Source organism: Hamadaea tsunoensis DSM 44101, from assembly GCF_000428945.1.
Classification (GTDB): domain Bacteria; phylum Actinomycetota; class Actinomycetes; order Mycobacteriales; family Micromonosporaceae; genus Hamadaea; species Hamadaea tsunoensis.
The window spans coordinates 1-15,371 of sequence record NZ_AUAX01000056.1; the positions used below are offsets into that span (position 1 = coordinate 1).

At 70.1% G+C, this 15,371-nt stretch carries 17 protein-coding genes, 1 rRNA gene and 1 pseudogene; 8 read left to right on the plus strand and 11 right to left on the minus strand.

The window, feature by feature from the left end; translation table 11 throughout:
* The 3 genes from G401_RS0138625 to G401_RS0138635 all read right to left on the minus strand — a co-directional run.
* A 16S ribosomal RNA gene (locus G401_RS0138625) occupies positions 1–227 on the minus strand; the annotation flags it as partial.
* A gap of 476 nt (positions 228–703) precedes the next feature.
* Positions 704–1,810, minus strand: coding sequence for a fumarylacetoacetate hydrolase family protein (locus tag G401_RS51345; RefSeq protein WP_034594458.1), 1,107 nt, complete (start codon positions 1,808–1,810; stop codon positions 704–706).
* The gene (locus G401_RS0138635) at positions 1,807–2,667 is read right to left on the minus strand and encodes a hypothetical protein (protein ID WP_027346699.1); all 861 of its coding nucleotides are present in this window, start codon (positions 2,665–2,667) and stop codon (positions 1,807–1,809) included. Before G401_RS0138635 ends, G401_RS51345 begins: the two co-directional genes overlap by 4 nt.
* 92 nt (positions 2,668–2,759) lie before the next feature.
* Between G401_RS0138635 and G401_RS0138640 the strand changes: the two genes are divergently transcribed.
* The gene (locus tag G401_RS0138640; protein WP_027346700.1) at positions 2,760–3,965 is read left to right on the plus strand and encodes a homogentisate 1,2-dioxygenase; all 1,206 of its coding nucleotides are present in this window, start codon (positions 2,760–2,762) and stop codon (positions 3,963–3,965) included.
* A gap of 3 nt (positions 3,966–3,968) precedes the next feature.
* Here G401_RS0138640 and G401_RS0138645 read toward each other — a convergent pair whose 3' ends face one another.
* Genes G401_RS0138645 through G401_RS0138660 form a run of 4 tightly spaced genes read right to left on the minus strand, consistent with a single transcriptional unit; the run spans position 3,969 to position 6,088 of the window.
* Positions 3,969–4,367 (minus strand): PPOX class F420-dependent oxidoreductase, encoded by a 399-nt coding sequence (locus G401_RS0138645; RefSeq protein ID WP_027346701.1) that lies wholly within the window; start codon positions 4,365–4,367, stop codon positions 3,969–3,971.
* An 18-nt stretch (positions 4,368–4,385) separates the two neighbouring features.
* The gene (ispF, locus tag G401_RS0138650) at positions 4,386–4,847 is read right to left on the minus strand and encodes a 2-C-methyl-D-erythritol 2,4-cyclodiphosphate synthase (RefSeq protein WP_027346702.1); all 462 of its coding nucleotides are present in this window, start codon (positions 4,845–4,847) and stop codon (positions 4,386–4,388) included.
* Entirely contained in the window at positions 4,844–5,596 is a 753-nt protein-coding gene (gene ispD / locus G401_RS0138655; protein WP_245602066.1) for a 2-C-methyl-D-erythritol 4-phosphate cytidylyltransferase, read from the minus strand. Before ispD ends, ispF begins: the two co-directional genes overlap by 4 nt.
* 6 nt (positions 5,597–5,602) lie before the next feature.
* Positions 5,603–6,088, minus strand: a complete 486-nt coding sequence (locus tag G401_RS0138660) for a CarD family transcriptional regulator (RefSeq protein ID WP_027346704.1) — start codon at positions 6,086–6,088, stop codon at positions 5,603–5,605.
* 301 nt (positions 6,089–6,389) lie between these two features.
* Here G401_RS0138660 and G401_RS51350 point away from each other — a divergent pair, with 301 nt between their 5' ends.
* The 5 genes from G401_RS51350 to disA all read left to right on the plus strand — a co-directional run bounded on the left by G401_RS51350 (position 6,390) and on the right by disA (position 11,022).
* The gene (locus G401_RS51350; RefSeq protein WP_051367895.1) at positions 6,390–6,809 is read left to right on the plus strand and encodes a hypothetical protein; all 420 of its coding nucleotides are present in this window, start codon (positions 6,390–6,392) and stop codon (positions 6,807–6,809) included.
* Positions 6,810–6,822: 13 nt separating this feature from the next.
* Positions 6,823–7,464, plus strand: coding sequence for a UbiA family prenyltransferase (locus G401_RS51355; protein WP_157546779.1), 642 nt, complete (start codon positions 6,823–6,825; stop codon positions 7,462–7,464).
* 136 nt (positions 7,465–7,600) lie between these two features.
* Positions 7,601–8,395, plus strand: coding sequence for a copper chaperone PCu(A)C (locus tag G401_RS53875; protein ID WP_051367897.1), 795 nt, complete (start codon positions 7,601–7,603; stop codon positions 8,393–8,395).
* Between the two features lie 88 nt (positions 8,396–8,483).
* Positions 8,484–9,902 carry a DNA repair protein RadA gene (gene radA / locus G401_RS0138680; protein WP_027346705.1) on the plus strand — a complete coding sequence of 473 codons (1,419 nt, stop codon included), beginning with the start codon at positions 8,484–8,486 and terminating at the stop codon, positions 9,900–9,902.
* A gap of 13 nt (positions 9,903–9,915) precedes the next feature.
* Positions 9,916–11,022 carry a DNA integrity scanning diadenylate cyclase DisA gene (gene disA, locus G401_RS51365; protein WP_051367898.1) on the plus strand — a complete coding sequence of 369 codons (1,107 nt, stop codon included), beginning with the start codon at positions 9,916–9,918 and terminating at the stop codon, positions 11,020–11,022.
* Positions 11,023–11,042: 20 nt separating this feature from the next.
* On the opposite strand, the gene G401_RS0138690 is transcribed toward disA, so the two are convergent.
* From G401_RS0138690 to G401_RS0138700, 3 genes are all read right to left on the minus strand, one after another.
* Positions 11,043–11,732: a hypothetical protein gene (locus G401_RS0138690; RefSeq protein ID WP_027346706.1), complete on the minus strand. Its 690-nt coding sequence runs from the start codon at positions 11,730–11,732 to the stop codon at positions 11,043–11,045.
* A gap of 61 nt (positions 11,733–11,793) precedes the next feature.
* Positions 11,794–12,333 (minus strand): peptide deformylase, encoded by a 540-nt coding sequence (locus G401_RS0138695; protein ID WP_051367900.1) that lies wholly within the window; start codon positions 12,331–12,333, stop codon positions 11,794–11,796.
* Positions 12,330–12,833: a glycine cleavage system protein R gene (locus tag G401_RS0138700; RefSeq protein WP_027346708.1), complete on the minus strand. Its 504-nt coding sequence runs from the start codon at positions 12,831–12,833 to the stop codon at positions 12,330–12,332. Before G401_RS0138700 ends, G401_RS0138695 begins: the two co-directional genes overlap by 4 nt.
* A gap of 60 nt (positions 12,834–12,893) precedes the next feature.
* Between G401_RS0138700 and G401_RS0138705 the strand changes: the two genes are divergently transcribed.
* Positions 12,894–13,787: an HhH-GPD family protein gene (locus tag G401_RS0138705; protein ID WP_027346709.1), complete on the plus strand. Its 894-nt coding sequence runs from the start codon at positions 12,894–12,896 to the stop codon at positions 13,785–13,787.
* A 105-nt stretch (positions 13,788–13,892) separates the two neighbouring features.
* Positions 13,893–14,795: a polysaccharide deacetylase family protein gene (locus G401_RS0138710; protein WP_027346710.1), complete on the plus strand. Its 903-nt coding sequence runs from the start codon at positions 13,893–13,895 to the stop codon at positions 14,793–14,795.
* 79 nt (positions 14,796–14,874) lie between these two features.
* Here the strand turns inward: G401_RS0138710 and G401_RS51370 are convergent.
* Positions 14,875–15,371, minus strand: a pseudogene (locus tag G401_RS51370) (AAA family ATPase); the annotation flags it as partial.

Below are 15,371 nucleotides of genomic sequence, written 5' to 3' on the forward strand. Positions count from 1 at the left end.
GAGCCCATCCCCAGCCGAAAAACTTTCCACACAGAATCATGCGATCCCAAGTGAATATCCGGTATTAGCCATCGTTTCCGACAGTTATCCCAGAGCCAGGGGCAGGTTACTCACGTGTTACTCACCCGTTCGCCGCTCGAGTACCCCGAAGGGCCTTTCCGCTCGACTTGCATGTGTTAAGCACGCCGCCAGCGTTCGTCCTGAGCCAGGATCAAACTCTCCAAAAAAGAATTCAAAAATCCCGGCAAACCTCCAAAGAGGTATCACCAAAGGAATCATCCACGAGGGATGCAATAACTTGGCACTGGCATTACAAGCACCCTGTTGAGTTCTCAAAGAACAAGCACACACCGGCCGCTTCCCACATCGTGGGATCTAGCTCGGGGCAACTTGCCTAGCTTACTCGGTCGTGTTCGCGGTGTCAAACCCGCTTCGCCCGACCCAAGAGAACACACACCATCTCTGGCGTTTGTCATTTCTCGGGGTTCCAGCTAACCGGTCGGCTCCGTGCTGCCCTGCGGCGCACAACTGCCCGGCTCGTTGCTGGCTTAGCCACCCTACCCGGTCGGTTTCGCGAAGTCAACTCCGCACCACCCGTTCTGGGCTCCGCTGCTCCGGCCATCCGAACCGAGTTCTTTCGGTTCGTTTGTCCGTTCCGCACCGGCAGGGAGAACATTACGCAAAGGCCTGCGCCAGAAGCAAATCAGCGTCCGACGATGGTTCCTGAGACGGTCCCCAGCTCGACGATCGTGCCGTCCGGGCCCGGTGCGCGAGCGCTCAGGACGACGGTGTCGCCGTCCTCCAGGAAGGTCCTCCCGGTGCCGTTCAGCGTAATCGGCTCGGCGCCGCCCCACGTCAGTTCCAGGAAAGATCCGACCTGGTCGCGATCGGGCCCGGAGACCGTCCCGGACGCGAAGAGATCCCCGGTACGCAGACTCGCCCCGTTGCTCGTCATGTGCGCGAGCTGCTGGGCGGGCGTCCAGTACATCTGGGCGAAGGGCGGCCGGCTGACCTCGACGCCGTTCCATGTGACCGTTATCCGGAGATCGAGACCGAGGTGCGGATCGTCGGCGAGGTGCCCGGCGACCGGCGGGTCCTGGACCGGCGCGGGTACCCACGCTGCGGACAGGGCGGAGAGCGGTGTGATCCACGGGGAGATCGATGTCGCGAACGACTTGCCGAGGAACGGACCGAGCGGCTGATACTCAAACGCCTGAATGTCCCGGGCCGACCAGTCGTTGAGGAGGACCACGCCGAAGACGTGCTCGGCGAAGTCCGAGACCGGCACCGGTACGCCCATCCGCGACGGTACGCCGACCACGAACCCGACCTCGGCCTCGATGTCCAGTCGCCGGCACGGGCCGACGGCATCCGCGCCGAGCAGACCGGACGGCCGGACGACGGGCGTACCGGAGGTGACGACCGTGCCGGCCCGGCCGTGATAGCCGATGGGCAGGTGCCGCCAGTTCGGCAGGATCGGCGGCTGGCCGGGGCGGAAGATCTTCCCCACGTTCGCCGCGTGGTGCTCCGACGAGTAGAAGTCCACGTAGTCGGCGACCTCGAAGGGGAGCACCAGCTCGACCTCGGCCAGCGGGACGAGGAAACGGCTGAGCGAGTCCTGACCGACCAGGTTCAGCAGCTCCTCGCGTACACGTGACCAGGTCTGGGATCCGGCGGCCAGGAACTCGCGCAAGGTCGGCGCGGTGAGCAACCCGGCCTCGTGCAGGTCGATGAGGTCGTCGCCCCAGCGCGCGGCGCAGCGGGTGGTGCCCGCGTGCCGGAACACGCCGAGCGGCAGGTGGTCGATCACTCGGTTCTCCCCAGGAGGCCGAGCTGCGCGAGGTCGTCGAGCGGCTCGGCGATGGAACATGTGCCGTACCCCACCCACAGCGGGCGGGGCCGGTCGCGGCGCGTGCGCGCGGCTTCCATGAGCGTCAGCGGCTGCGTGGTGCCGATCACCGCGGCGACGTCCGCCACTTCGCCGCCCTCGGCCGCCGCACATGCGCCGGCCAGCACGTTCAGAAAACCGTGATGCACGAAACCGGTCTCCGGATCCGTGTGCCGCACGCCGTGGTGCAGGCCCGCGGTCAGCTTGAAGGGCAGCGCCCGGTCGCGGCACGCGCAGATCACCGCGGCCAGCTCCATCGGGGTCGGGAACAACTCCGCCGCGAGGCCGCCGGTCCGGAATTTCGCCGCGACGCGTACGCCGTCGGCCCGCGCCTCCGCGACGCGGTCCAGCGCGTCGAGCAGGCCCCACGTGAGCGGGATCTCCGCGTATCCGAGCAGGTCGTTGTCGGTCAGAACATCCAGGAGTACGCCGAGACCAGGTCTCGGATCCTCGCCGCGCTTGGCGACGGCGGCCTCGATCTGAGCGACCCGCAGGCGTGGATCGATCGCGCGGAGGGCATCGGTCAACCGCCCGAGCGGCAGGTCGCCGACCACACCGATCGAGATCTCCTCGTCCGGTGTGAGGTACGCCGCGGCCTCCTTGAGCGCGGAGGCCGGGAGCAGGAGCACGCCGACGAGATCGGCGTACCAGGCCGCGCGGTGCTCGCGATGGCCGGCGAAGGCCTGCGCCAGCGTCGCGTTCCCCGGAGGGAACACGGCGGCGTCGTCGAGCAACCGCGTGAAGAGCGGGGGAATGGGCGCAACGGCCGCCGTTGACATGATCAGGCAATCTAGCGGATGCTTTGCGGAGCGGACAAGTGCGTCCGATAATCGGACGGCCGTGAATGCACAGCGGCTCTCGGGAGGTAACGATGGCGTACTACCGGAGGATCGGGGAGGTCCCGCCCAAACGGCACACCCAGTTCCGCCAACCCGACGGCAGCCTCTACGCCGAGGAGCTCATGGGCCAGGAGGGCTTCTCGTCGGACTCGTCGCTGCTCTACCACCGTTACCTCCCGACAGCGATCACGGCGGCCGAGGCTTTCGATCCGCCGGCCGGCCGTGCGTCTGATGCGGCGCGCCAGGCGAACCGGCCGCTGAAGCCGCGCCATATGCAAACCCACAAACTGGACACTACGGGCGCGGACGCGGTTTTGGGAAGACAACACCTGCTCGCCAACGACGACGTCCGCATCTCTTACGTACTCGCCGATACGCCCTCTCCGCTCTACCGGAACGCGGTCGGCGACGAGTGCCTGTACATCGAGGCCGGGCAGGCCCGGATCGAGAGCGCGTTCGGCGTGCTGACGGTCGGCGAGGGCGACTACGTGATCATCCCGACCTCGGTGATCCACCGTGTCGTACCCGTCGGGCAGGTACGCCTGCTCGCGATCGAGGCGACCGGCCACATCGGACCGCCCAAGCGCTACCTGTCCGTCCGCGGCCAGTTCCTGGAGCACTCGCCCTACTGCGAACGCGACATCCGCGGGCCGGAGGAGCCGTTCCTGGTCGACGGGGAGGACGTGGACGTCCTCGTGCAGCACCGGCGCGGCTGGACCAAGTTCACCTACGCCCACCACCCCTTCGACGTCGTCGGCTGGGACGGCCACCTCTACCCCTGGGCGTTCTCGATCCACGACTTCGAGCCGATCACCGGGCGGGTGCACCAGCCGCCGCCGGTGCACCAGACCTTCCAGGGCCCGAACTTCGTGATCTGCTCGTTCGTCCCGCGGAAAGTGGACTACCACCCGCTGTCGATCCCGGTGCCGTACAACCACCACAACGTCGACTCGGACGAGATGCTCTTCTACACCGGCGGCAACTACGAGGCCCGGCGCGGTTCCGGCATCGGGCAGGGCTCGATCTCCCTGCACCCGTCCGGCTTCACGCACGGACCCCAGCCGGGTGCGGCGGAGCGGGCGATCGGCGTCGACTACTTCGACGAACTCGCCGTCATGGTGGACACCTTCCGCCCGCTCGACCTGTGCGGTCCAGGACTGGAGTGCGAGGACACCGCGTACGCGTGGACCTGGGCGCGGCCGGCCGACAACCGCCGGCGGCTGGACGGGACCGCGTAGCGGCTACTTCGGCGTACCGCGCTCGATGATCTTCGTGGGGGTGATCCGGGCGACGACGCGTACCTGGTCGGGTTTGGGTTCCCAGCCCACACCGTCGTACGCGCGCGACAGCTCGTCGATGAGCGCGTCGCCGCCCTCCTCGGTGAGCGTGACCGTGCCGCGTACCTCGACGTAGACGTACGGATCCCGGGGGTCGTACGCGATCAGGCTGACGCGCGGATTGCGTTGCATGTTGCGGGTCTTCAGGCGGCCGCGGATCGTCGAGAAGACCACGTCGTCGCCGTCGGTACGCACCCAGATGACGCTGGACTGCACCGCGCCGGCCGGGTCGGACGTGCTGAGGACCGCGAAGACGGGTGCGGAGAAGAGGGTTCGAGCACCCTCACTGAGCTTGATCGTCACGGGTGGAACAGTAGTCGCTCAGTCACTGACGAGCGCCACTGCGATCGCCGCGAGCCCCTCGGCCCGTCCGGTCAGCCCGAGGCCGTCGGTCGTCGTCCCGGCGACGGTCACGGGCGCGCCGACCGCCTCGGACAGGACGCGTTGCGCCTCGTCCCGCCGCTTGCCGATCTTCGGGGCGATCCCGATGACCTGGATGGACACGTTGCCGATGGTGAAGCCGGCCGCTCTGACCAGCCGGGCGGCCTCCGTCAGCAGCCGTACGCCGGACGCGCCCGCGTACTCGGGGCGGTCGGTGCCGAAGTTGGCCCCGAGATCGCCGAGACCGGCCGCGCTGAACAGCGCGTCGCAGGCGGCATGGGCGGCGACGTCGCCGTCGGAGTGCCCGGACAGGCCGCGCTCGCCGGGCCAGTGCAGGCCGGCCACCCAGCATTCGGCATCCTCGCCGAAAGCGTGCACGTCCGTACCGATGCCGACTCTCATGCCGTCTCCGCCCGCAGCAACGCCTCCGCCAGGATCAGGTCGATCGGGCGGGTGATCTTCAAAGCGTATTCGGAGCCGGGTACGCAGTGCACCGCCAGTCCCAGCCGCTCCACCATCCCGGCGTCGTCGGTGTGCTGGTCGACCGCGTCGGCGTGGGCTTTGACCAGGATCGAGCGCCGGAATCCCTGCGGGGTCTGCACCGCCCGCAATTCGCTCCGGTCGACCGTGCCGAGCACCGCGTCGGCCGCCGAGACGCGCTTGACGGTGTCGACCACGGCCAGCGCCGGGATCACCGCGCCGTGGCCTTCGCGTACCGCCGCGGCGACGGACTCGACCAGGCCGGACGGGGTCAGGGCACGTGCGGCGTCGTGGACCAGGATGATGTCGAGGCCCTCGGGGACGGCGGCGAGCGCGAGCGCGACGGACTCCTGCCGGGTCGCGCCGCCCGCGACGACGACGATCTCCACCTCGGCACCGGCGGCGGTCCCGGCATCCGCCGCGGTCTCGGCGGTGATCATCTGGGCCGTCTCGGCCACGAGATGGGGCGGCGCGGCGACGACGATCAGGCCCACGCTGGGCGCGGCGGTCAGCCGGCTGATCGCGTGGCTGAGCAGCGACCGGCCGTCGAGTTCACGCAGCGCCTTGGGTACGCCGCCACCGAGCCGGAGGCCTGAGCCCGCGGCGGGAACGAGAACCGCGACATCACCACGGAACGTAGCGATGTCGCGGTTGACGATTTTGCGATTCAAGTGCGGTTACGCCTCGTGCAGCACCTTGTCGAGGAGAACCTCAGCCTCGTCCTTGGTGCTCCGCTCGGCGAGGGCCACCTCACCGACGAGGATGTCACGAGCCTTCGCCAGCATGCGCTTCTCGCCCGCCGAGAGGCCACGCTCGCGCTCGCGCCGCCAGAGGTCCCGCACGACCTCGGCGACCTTGAGGGGATTGCCGGAAGCCAGCTTCTCCAGGTTCGCCTTGTAACGCCGCGACCAGTTGGTCGGCTCCTCGGTGTGCGGAGCGCGGAGGACGTCGAAGACCTTGGTCAGGCCTTCCTCGCCAACGACTTCGCGCACGCCGACGATCTCGGCGTTCTCGGCAGGGACGCGCACCGTCAGATCGCCCTGAGCGACACGAAGAACGAGGTACTGCTTCTCCTCGCCCTTGATGATGCGAGTCTCGATAGCCTCGATGAGTGCGGCCCCGTGGTGGGGGTAGACAACGGTCTCGCCGACACTGAAAACCATAGGTACGAAACCCCTTTCGCTGTGTCTAGGGTAACACGCGACCGCACCGATGTCCTACCCCGCGTCTCACCGTTAGCGCAGCTCACAGCGGCTGTAATGCGTGGCACTGCAGGTTGCGGGATGGCCCGCGACGTGCATGACGACCGTTTTAGCCGGGTATTCCGAGGGCTTATCCGTACCCGTTGCTCACTGAGCGTACCTCGTCGTTGACTGAAAGTCTGATTGTTCGGTGACGTCTGCATCTGGCGCTCGGCGCCCGGCGGCGGCAGACTGAAGGTCACCGTAGGAGGAGTCCGGGGCGATGGGCACGCTGGGGAACGGGCTTCCCGACCTGCCACCCGAGTGGGGCGAGGTCGTCATCCCGGACGACCCCGCAGAGCTCGACGAAGAGGCCGCGATCGTCCGTAGGGAACTGCGCCGGGCCGCCCGCAGGGCGCGCCGCGCGCGGCGGTTGCGCGTCTGGCGGCGCCGCCTGCACCTGCCCGAGCACCTCGACGATCCGGACGAACCGTCCGCCGTGCTGCCGTTGATCGTCCTCGCCGTCGCCGTATTGATCACCCTCATCGGGCTCATCGCCGTCACGTGGTCCGGTGTCATGCACCCGCGCCAGTCGCCGACGCCCGCACCGGTACCGTCGACGAGCGAGCCGGCATCGCCCGCACCCGCGTCGTCCGGCATCGAAACGAGCATCGTCGCCTCGCCCGTCGGGGCGCCGACCTGACGGGAGCCGTCGCGTGAACCGAGTCGGCGCGCTGCTGCGCTGCGGGCACCCCGCGCCCGCGGCCGCGGTCACCATCCTCAGTGGACTGATAGCCGGGATGGTCGGCCACGGCACCGGGGGAGTGCTGCTGGTCGCCGCGGTCATCGGAACCAGCCAACTGGCCGTGGCATGGGCCAACGACGCCATCGACGCCCCCCGCGACCGGGCCGTACGCCGTCAGGACAAGCCGCTCGCCGTCGAGTGGCCGCAGGGGCGTACGGCGGTGGCGATCGCGGCGGTCGGGGCGTCCGTCCTCATGTGCGTGATCGCCCTGTCCAGCGGCCTGCGACCGGGACTGCTCGCGGTGGTGGGCCTGGTCAGCGCCCAGCTCTACAACTGGCCGCTGAAGTCGACGGTGTTCTCGATCGTGCCGTACGTCATCTCGTTCGCCGCCATTCCGGCCTTCATCATCGCCGCGGTACCGGCCGATCCGCCGTTGCCGCTGGTGTTCGCGGCCGCGTTCTTCGGCGGTGCGGCCCATCTGCTCAACGCCGTCCCCGATCTGGCGGCCGACGAGGCGACCGGCGTACGCGGCCTGCCGCAGATCCTGGGGCCCAGCCGATCGCGCGCACTGGCCGCCGCCCTCACCGGCCTCGCCGTATTCGCGCTGCTCTAACCCTCGTCGCCGGAACGGGTCGGGTCGGCTCCGAGCGCGGATCACCGCCAACTAGTCTGAGTCGCGGCGTGGGCCGATCACGGTCGTGCCACGACCACACAGCACGCGACGATCTTGAATTACCAGGAGGACCGACGTGACGTCCACCGAGAGGACCGCCCGCGCCGGACGCAAGCCGGCCCTGCGGATCGCGCTGGCCGCGGGAGCGGCCGCGGCGGCGGTCGCCGCCCTGAGCGCGTGCAGCGCCGGGCAGGCGAACCAGACGGCGTACATCCAGGCGGCGGTGCCGGGCGTCAGCCAGACCTGGTCCGTCTCCGACGGCGTCAAGAGCCAGGGCAGCGTCTCGATCCGCAACCTGCTGGTGGCCTACCCCGGCCCCCAGGGCTACAAGGCCGGCGCCGACGCGCCGCTCGAGGTCCGCATCTTCAACGACACCCCGGCGACCGTGAAGGTCACGATCACCGCGACCGGCGTCGCGTCGGCCGTGAAGCTGGCCGGCAGCGGGGTCACCGTGGCCCAGTCCCAGCCGTCGCCGGCGGCGAGCCCGTCCGTCAGCGGCTCGGCGGCCGCGAAGGCGAGCACCAGCGCGGCCGCTTCGAAGAGCGCGGCGGCCTCGACGAGTGCGGCAGCCTCGACGAGCGCTTCGGCCGAGGCGAGCGAGTCGCCCAGCGCGGCGGCGCCCGCGGGCCCGGCGACCATCACGATCCCCGCCGGGGACTACGCGGTCCTCGACCCGGCCGGCAAGAGCCACCTGGTCCTGTCCGGGCTGACCCAGCCCCTCACACCGGGCCAGGCCGCGGAAAGCCTGAGCTTCCAGTTCCAGTTCGAGGGCGGCCTGTCCACGCAGAGCACCCCGGTCGACGCGCCGATGGCGCCGCCGGCGTCGCCCCTGCCGCGCAGCCCGATCGCGGTGGCCAACCCCGAGGAATGATCCGGCGATCCCGGACATCGACTAGCAGAAGGGCGGATCCCCGGTGGGGGTCCGCCCTTCTGTCACAGGTACGCGCTAGGTTGCGAACGTGACGAAGGCACCCCTGAAGTCGACCCAGAAGGCCGCCCGGCCGGCGTACCTGTGCGACGCGTGCGGTTTCCAGCCGCCCAAATGGGTCGGACGCTGCCCCGAGTGCGGTGAATGGGGTTCCGTGGTCGAGTCGGCCGCCGCGCCCAGCTTCGGCAGCCTGCGGTCGGTCGCGCCCCGGCAGCCCGGCGCGCCGGCCCGTCCGATCGCCGAGATCAGCGCGGCCCCCGCCAAGGCGGTCCCGACGATGGTCAGCGAGCTGGACCGGGTGCTCGGCGGGGGACTGGTGCCGGGCGGCGTCGTCCTGCTCGCCGGCGAGCCCGGTGTCGGCAAGTCCACCCTCCTGCTCGACGTGGCCCAGCAGTGGGCGTCGCACGCGGGCAGCAAGGCGCTCATCGTCAGCGGTGAGGAGTCGATCAGCCAGGTCCGGCTGCGCGCGGAGCGGATGCAGACCCTCCACCAGAACATCTACCTCGCCGCCGAGACGGACCTGAGCGCTCTGCTCGGCCACGTCGACGCGGTCCAGCCCGGCCTGCTCGTGGTGGACAGCATCCAGACCATCTCCTCGGGATCGTCGGAAGGCGTACCGGGTGGGGTCACGCAGGTGCGGGCGGTCACGGCGGCCCTGATCGCGGTCGCCAAGGAACGCGGGATCGCGGCGGTCCTGGTGGGCCACGTCACCAAGGACGGCAACGTCGCGGGGCCACGCGTACTGGAGCACCTGGTCGACGTCGTCCTGCAGTTCGAGGGGGACAAGCACTCCTCGCTGCGGCTGGTCCGCGGGCTGAAGAACCGGTTCGGCAGCGTCGACGAGGTCGGCTGCTTCGAGATGCACGAGTCCGGGATCAGTTCGCTGCCCGACCCGTCCGGGCTGTTCATGACCAGGCACGCCGAGCCCGTCCCGGGCACCTGCTGCACGGTCACCATGGAGGGCCGGCGGGCGCTGGTCACCGAGGTCCAGGCGCTCATCGGGGCGACGGTGGCCGGTTCGCCGCGGCGTACGGTCTCGGGGCTCGACTCCGCCCGGCTCGCGATGCTGCTGGCCGTGCTCCAGCGACGCGGCCCCGGTCAGGGGCTGCACGAGCGCGAGGTCTTCGCGGCGACCGTCGGCGGCATCAAGATCACAGAGCCTGCCGTGGATCTCGCCCTGGCCCTGGCGATCGCGTCGGCCAAGGTCAACCTGCCCACCGTGCCGGCCCTGATCGCCATCGGCGAGGTCGGGCTGACCGGCGAGATCCGCCGGGTGGGCGCGGTGCCCCAGCGCCTGGCCGAGGCCGCCCGCCTCGGCTTCAAGGTGGCGATGGTGCCGGTCGGCTGCGGCCCCACCAAGGCCGCACCGGGCCCGGAAGGACTACGTGTGAGGGAAGTCGCGGACCTGCCGGAGGCATTGCAGCTGTCTGCGCTCCTGGCCGTCGAGTGACACACCGTAGACTGTGGCCGTGCCGAGCGAACGCGAACCGAGCTGGAACGCCGTGGGTGGCGACCCGCTGCGATCGGCCCTCGCCCGGATGGCTCCGGGGACTCCGCTACGCGACAGCCTGGAACGCATTCTGCGGGGCCGCACCGGTGCCCTGATCGTGCTGGGCCACGACAAGACGGTCGAAGCGCTGTGCACCGGCGGCTTCCCGCTCGACGTCGAGTTCTCCGCGACCCGCCTGCGCGAGCTGTGCAAGATGGACGGCGCCGTGGTCATGTCGACCGACGGCGCCCGCATCCTGCGCGCCGCGGTGCACCTCATGCCCGACCCGTCGATCCCGTCCGAGGAATCCGGCACCCGGCACCGCACGGCCGAGCGGGTGGCCAAGCAGACCGGCTTCCCGGTGATCTCGGTCAGCCAGTCGATGCACATCATCGGCCTCTACATGAACAACCAGCGGCACGTGCTCGACGACTCCGCCGCCATCCTGTCGCGCGCCAACCAGGCGCTGGCCACCCTCGAGCGCTACAAGCTGCGGCTCGACGAGGTCAGCGGCACGCTCTCGGCCCTGGAGATCGAGGACCTCGTCACCGTACGCGACGCGCTCGCCGTGGTGCAGCGGCTCGAGATGGTCCGCCGCATCTCCGACGAGATCGCCGGTTACGTGGTCGAGCTGGGTACCGACGGCCGCCTGCTGTCGCTGCAGCTGGACGAGCTGATGGCCGGGGTCGACGCCGACCGGACGCTGGTGATCCGGGACTATCTGCCCATCGGGCGCAAGGCGCGTACGTCCGACGAGGCGCTGGTCGAGCTGGACATGCTGAGCGCCACCGAACTCATCGACCTGGTCTCGGTCGCCAAGGCGATGGGCTACCCGGCCTCGTCCGAGGCGCTCGACGCGGCCGTCAGCCCGCGCGGGTTCCGGCTGCTGGCGAAGGTGCCCCGGTTGCCGGGGGCGATCGTGGAACGGCTCGTCGACCACTTCGGCAGCCTTCAGCGGCTGCTCGGGGCGACCGTGGAGGATCTGCAGGCCGTCGACGGCGTCGGCGACGCCCGGGCCCGGGGTGTCCGCGAGGGACTGTCCCGGCTGGCGGAGGCGTCGATCCTCGAACGCTACGTCTGAGCCGTCGCGCGGCCGGGGCGCTACTTGACGGTGATCGTCACGGCCGGGCTGAGCTTCGTCCCGACCCGGGCGATGACCTGATACTTGCCCGCCTCCGGCAACGGCCCGGTCGGCGTACGCTTCGCGGTCGTGCTGCAGGACGTGCTCAGGTGGCCGTTCCAGTCCACGTTGAACGAGACTTCGAGGCCCGGCCGGAAGCTCTGGACGTTGTTGCCCCGGGGAGCGTCGCAGTCGTCGGACGACCAGATCTTGTCGGCGCCCTGGACGATGCGCAGCTCCTGCAGGTCCGGCCCGATGTCGCGGGTGCAGGTCCGGTTCGACGTGTTCTTGATCAGCAGGTAGATCAGCAGATCCTGCCCGGAGTTCAGCGTCGTCTTCACCGGACTCGCCGTCACCTTGAGCTCGGCGTCGGTGCACGCCTTCGGGTCGACGACCTCATCGCCCGCCGCCGAGGCGCTCGCCGAGACCGCGACCTGCGCGGGACTGGCGGACGCGGACGGCGACGCGGACGGCGAGGTCAGGTTCGCCGGTGCGAGCGCGGTCGTGGCCGACGCCTTCGGGGACGCGGGCACGCCGGATTTCGAGGCGTCGCCCTGCTGCCCCGAGCACGTGTATGAGACGGCCAGGATCGCGACGAGCAACGAACCCAGCACCACCGCTCGGCGGCGCCAGTAGACGGACGCCGGCAGCGGACCCACCGTGAGTCTCATAATGCCCACACGCTAATGCCAGGCCGCACTTCGGCAAAGCGACGACACACCGCAAAGGCGATCACAGATAGACCTTTCGCTGGTAGACGGCGTGCGCTCCGCTGACCCGGTCCAGGAAGAGACGTCCGGCGCAATGATCGATCTCGTGTTGCAGCGCCCGCGCCTCGAAGGCGTCCGTGGTGATCGTGATCTTCCGGCCCGAACCGGGAAGCTCGCCGGACACGACGATACGCCCGGCCCGCTTCACGTCGCCGGTCAGGTCCGGCACCGACATGCACCCCTCGCGCCCCGGCCGCCATCGGCTCGCCTCCAGGATCTCGGCGTTGGCCAGCGCGTACGCACCGTGCACAGTGGATGCCTTGGGGTGACCGGTCACGTCGACGACGAACAGCCGCAACCCGGCGCCGACCTGCGGGGCGGCCAGCCCGACACAGCCCGGCGAGACGCGCATGGTCGCGAACAGGTCGGCTGCGAGGCGTACGACGGCCGGGTCGGTGGGATCGACGGCCTCCCCGGGTACGCCGAGCACCGGCGCGGGCGCGTACACGACCGGAAGGACCGTGCCCTCGCCCAGATCGGCCGGGTCGAAGGGCAGGCTCACAGCAGATCCGCCTGCGTCGGGCGGAACGTGATGCCGACGTCCAGCTCGGCGGCGACCACGGCCAGCCGCTCGGCCAGTGTCGCGGCGTCCGCCGCCGGCAGCTCGACCTCGGCCAGCAGCACGTACAGCGGTCCGGTCAGCCGGGTCGACAGGTCGGTGATGTTGGCCCCGGCCCCGGCCAGCTCCCGGGTCACCGCCGCCACGATTCCCAGCCGGTCCGCGCCGTGCACGCTGACCAGGTAGGTCTCGCCGGCCTGCCGGACGGGCTCGTCGGCGCCGACGTCGCGTACGGCGAAAGGAAGGCCGAGCGGTGCCAGGGCCGCCTCGACCTGCTCGACCCGTAGCTCGCCGGCGCAGATGAGGGTCATGGTGAAGTGACCGCGCAGGCGGGTCATGGTCGAGTCGGTGAGGTTGGCCCCCAGGGCCGCGAGGGCCTCCGCGACATCGGCGACGATCCCCGGGCGGTCGGGCCCGATCACGGTGACGGCGAGCTCGGTCATCGCCGTACTCTACCGACGCCGGGCGGCTTCCGGGCGCACGCGACCTCTAGGCTGGTACGCATGCCGATCGCGCAGGCCGCCCTCGACTGGTACGCCGACCACGCCCGCGACCTGCCCTGGCGCGACCCGTCGGCGGGCGCGTGGCCGGTGCTGGTCAGCGAGGTGATGCTGCAGCAGACCCCGGTGGTACGCGTGCTGCCGGTCTGGCGCGAATGGGTCGCCCGATGGCCCGAACCGGCGCGTCTGGCCGACGACACGCCGGCGGACGCGATCCGGGCGTGGGGACGGTTGGGCTACCCGCGGCGCGCGATGCGGCTGCACGCCTGTGCGGAAGCGCTCGTCGAGCGGCACGGCGGACGCGTACCGGACCAGGTCGAGCAGTTGCTGGCGCTGCCCGGGATCGGCGACTACACGGCCCGGGCGGTGGCCGCGTTCGCGTACGGGCAGCGGCATCCGGTCGTCGACGTCAACGTACGCCGGCTCGTCGCCCGCGCGGTTCTGGGCGACGCCGAACCCGGTCCGGCGACGACCGCGGCCGATCTTGACCGGGTGGCGGAACTGCTCCCGGCCGACGCACCCACGGCGGCCCGGGCCAGCGCGGCCTTCATGGAGCTGGGCGCGCTCGTCTGCACGGCGCGTAACCAGGACTGCACGGTCTGTCCACTCCAGGCGGAGTGCAAGTGGATCGCCGCCGGGCGGCCCGAGTCCGCCGGCCCCCGCCGCAAACCCCAGGGGTACGCGGGCACCGACCGGCAGGTCCGCGGATTGATCATGGCTGAACTGCGGCACAGCCCCGAACCCGTGGCAGCCGACCGGATCGCGGCGGTCTGGCACCTGCCCGAGCAGCGGCAGCGGGCGCTGGAAAGCCTTCTCGCCGACGGTCTCGTGCACCGCGCCGGCACCCGGTACGCCCTCCCCGGGCGTGTCGAGGCATCGTCCATTCTGGATGCATGAACGCGAGGTAAAGGCTCCGGCCAGGACTTCTACACCGCGTAGGTGGTAAAAACGTCATGGCCCGGCGCATGGCGGATCAGGGTCGGCTGGGAATAGGCTCGCGCCGTGAACCCTCATCGGAGAAGGTCCGCGCTCGCCCTCGCGCTGCTCTTCGCGCTCTCAGGCTGCGGTCCTACCCAGACATCCCCGGTGGCGTCAGGGTCCGCGACCGGCTCCCCGTCGGTCGGCGTATCCCCCGGGCCGAGCTCCACAGCGGAGCCCGTGGCCGGCTCGTCGCCGTCGGCGCCCGCCTCGCCGACGCGTACGCCCAAGCCGGGCAACGTGAAGGACGTCGACTGGTACACGAGCCGGCTGCCGGTCTTCGGGCCGCTGCCCGAGCCCGAACCCGTCGACGTGGACCACGGTCCCGAGTCGCCGGTGTGGAAGAAGGTGCCCACCGACCAGAACGTCGCCTTCCTCACGATCGACGACGGCGCGCTGCGGCACCCGATGGCGCTGCCGCTGCTCAAGGCGTCCGGCGTACGCGTGACGTTGTTCCTGACGATCAACTACGTGCAGAAGTACCCCGACTACTTCAAGGCGCTCCAGGCTGCCGGCGCGGTGATCGAGAACCACACGTTCACGCATACCGACCTGCGGGGCAAGTCGGTGGCCTTCCAGCACCACGAGATCTGCGACGCGGCCGACCGGCTCGGCCAGATCTTCGGCCGCCGGCCGACCCTGTTCCGGCCGCCGTTCGGCGACTACGACGACAACACGCTCAAGATCGCGCACAGCTGCGGGCAGAAGGTCGTCCTCTACTGGAGCGAGACCGTCGACAAGGGGATCGTGCGCTACCAGATCGCCGATCACCGGATCCTGCCCGGGCACATCGTGCTGATGCACTTCCGGCCGGCGTACGGGGACGACTTCCTGGCCGCCCTGACCCGGATGAAGGCCTCAGGCGTCCAGCCGGCCCTGCTGGAGGACTACATCAAGGGCGCCTGCGACGACTCCTGCAACGAATAGCGGCAGCCGCGGCCGACAGCCGCGCGGACACGAAGAAGGGCGGACCCGATCGGGTCCGCCCTTCTGCCGTTCCTACCGCTTAGGCGGCCTCCACCGGTGCCGCCTCGACGGCGGGCGCGTCCTCGGCCGGGGTCTCGCGGTTGGCGCCGCGGAACACCAGCTTCGCGTTCTCGATGTCGGTCGGGTCGCCTTCGCAGTCCACGGCCACGGTCTGGCCGGGCTTGAGCTCGTTGAACAGGATCCGCTCGGAGAGCGCGTCCTCGATCTCGCGCTGGATGGTCCGGCGCAGCGGACGGGCACCCATGACCGGGTCCCAGCCCTTCTTCGCCAGCCAGCGCTTCGCGTTGTCGGTCAGCGTCAGCGTCATGTCCTTGTTACGCAGCTGCGACTCGATCCGGGCGAGCATGATGTCGACGATCTGCAGGATGTCTTCCTCACCGAGCTGGTGGAAGACGATCGTGTCGTCGATACGGTTCAGGAACTCCGGGCGGAAGTGGTTCTTCAGCTCGTCGTTGACCTTCTGCTTCATCCGCTCGTAGTTGGAGTCCAGGTCGTTGCTGGCCGCGAAGCCCAGCG

Coding starts and splice junctions, on each gene's coding strand:
- G401_RS0138635 (WP_027346699.1), bottom strand. CDS start 2,667: ATGTCAACGGCGGCCGTTGCGCCCATTCCCCCGCTCTTCACGCGGTTG.
- G401_RS0138690 (WP_027346706.1), bottom strand. CDS start 11,732: ATGAGACTCACGGTGGGTCCGCTGCCGGCGTCCGTCTACTGGCGCCGC.
- G401_RS0138705 (WP_027346709.1), top strand. CDS start 12,894: ATGCCGATCGCGCAGGCCGCCCTCGACTGGTACGCCGACCACGCCCGC.
- G401_RS0138660 (WP_027346704.1), bottom strand. CDS start 6,088: ATGGTTTTCAGTGTCGGCGAGACCGTTGTCTACCCCCACCACGGGGCC.
- G401_RS0138640 (WP_027346700.1), top strand. CDS start 2,760: ATGGCGTACTACCGGAGGATCGGGGAGGTCCCGCCCAAACGGCACACC.
- G401_RS0138700 (WP_027346708.1), bottom strand. CDS start 12,833: ATGACCGAGCTCGCCGTCACCGTGATCGGGCCCGACCGCCCGGGGATC.
- G401_RS51350 (WP_051367895.1), top strand. CDS start 6,390: ATGGGCACGCTGGGGAACGGGCTTCCCGACCTGCCACCCGAGTGGGGC.
- ispF (WP_027346702.1), bottom strand. CDS start 4,847: ATGAGAGTCGGCATCGGTACGGACGTGCACGCTTTCGGCGAGGATGCC.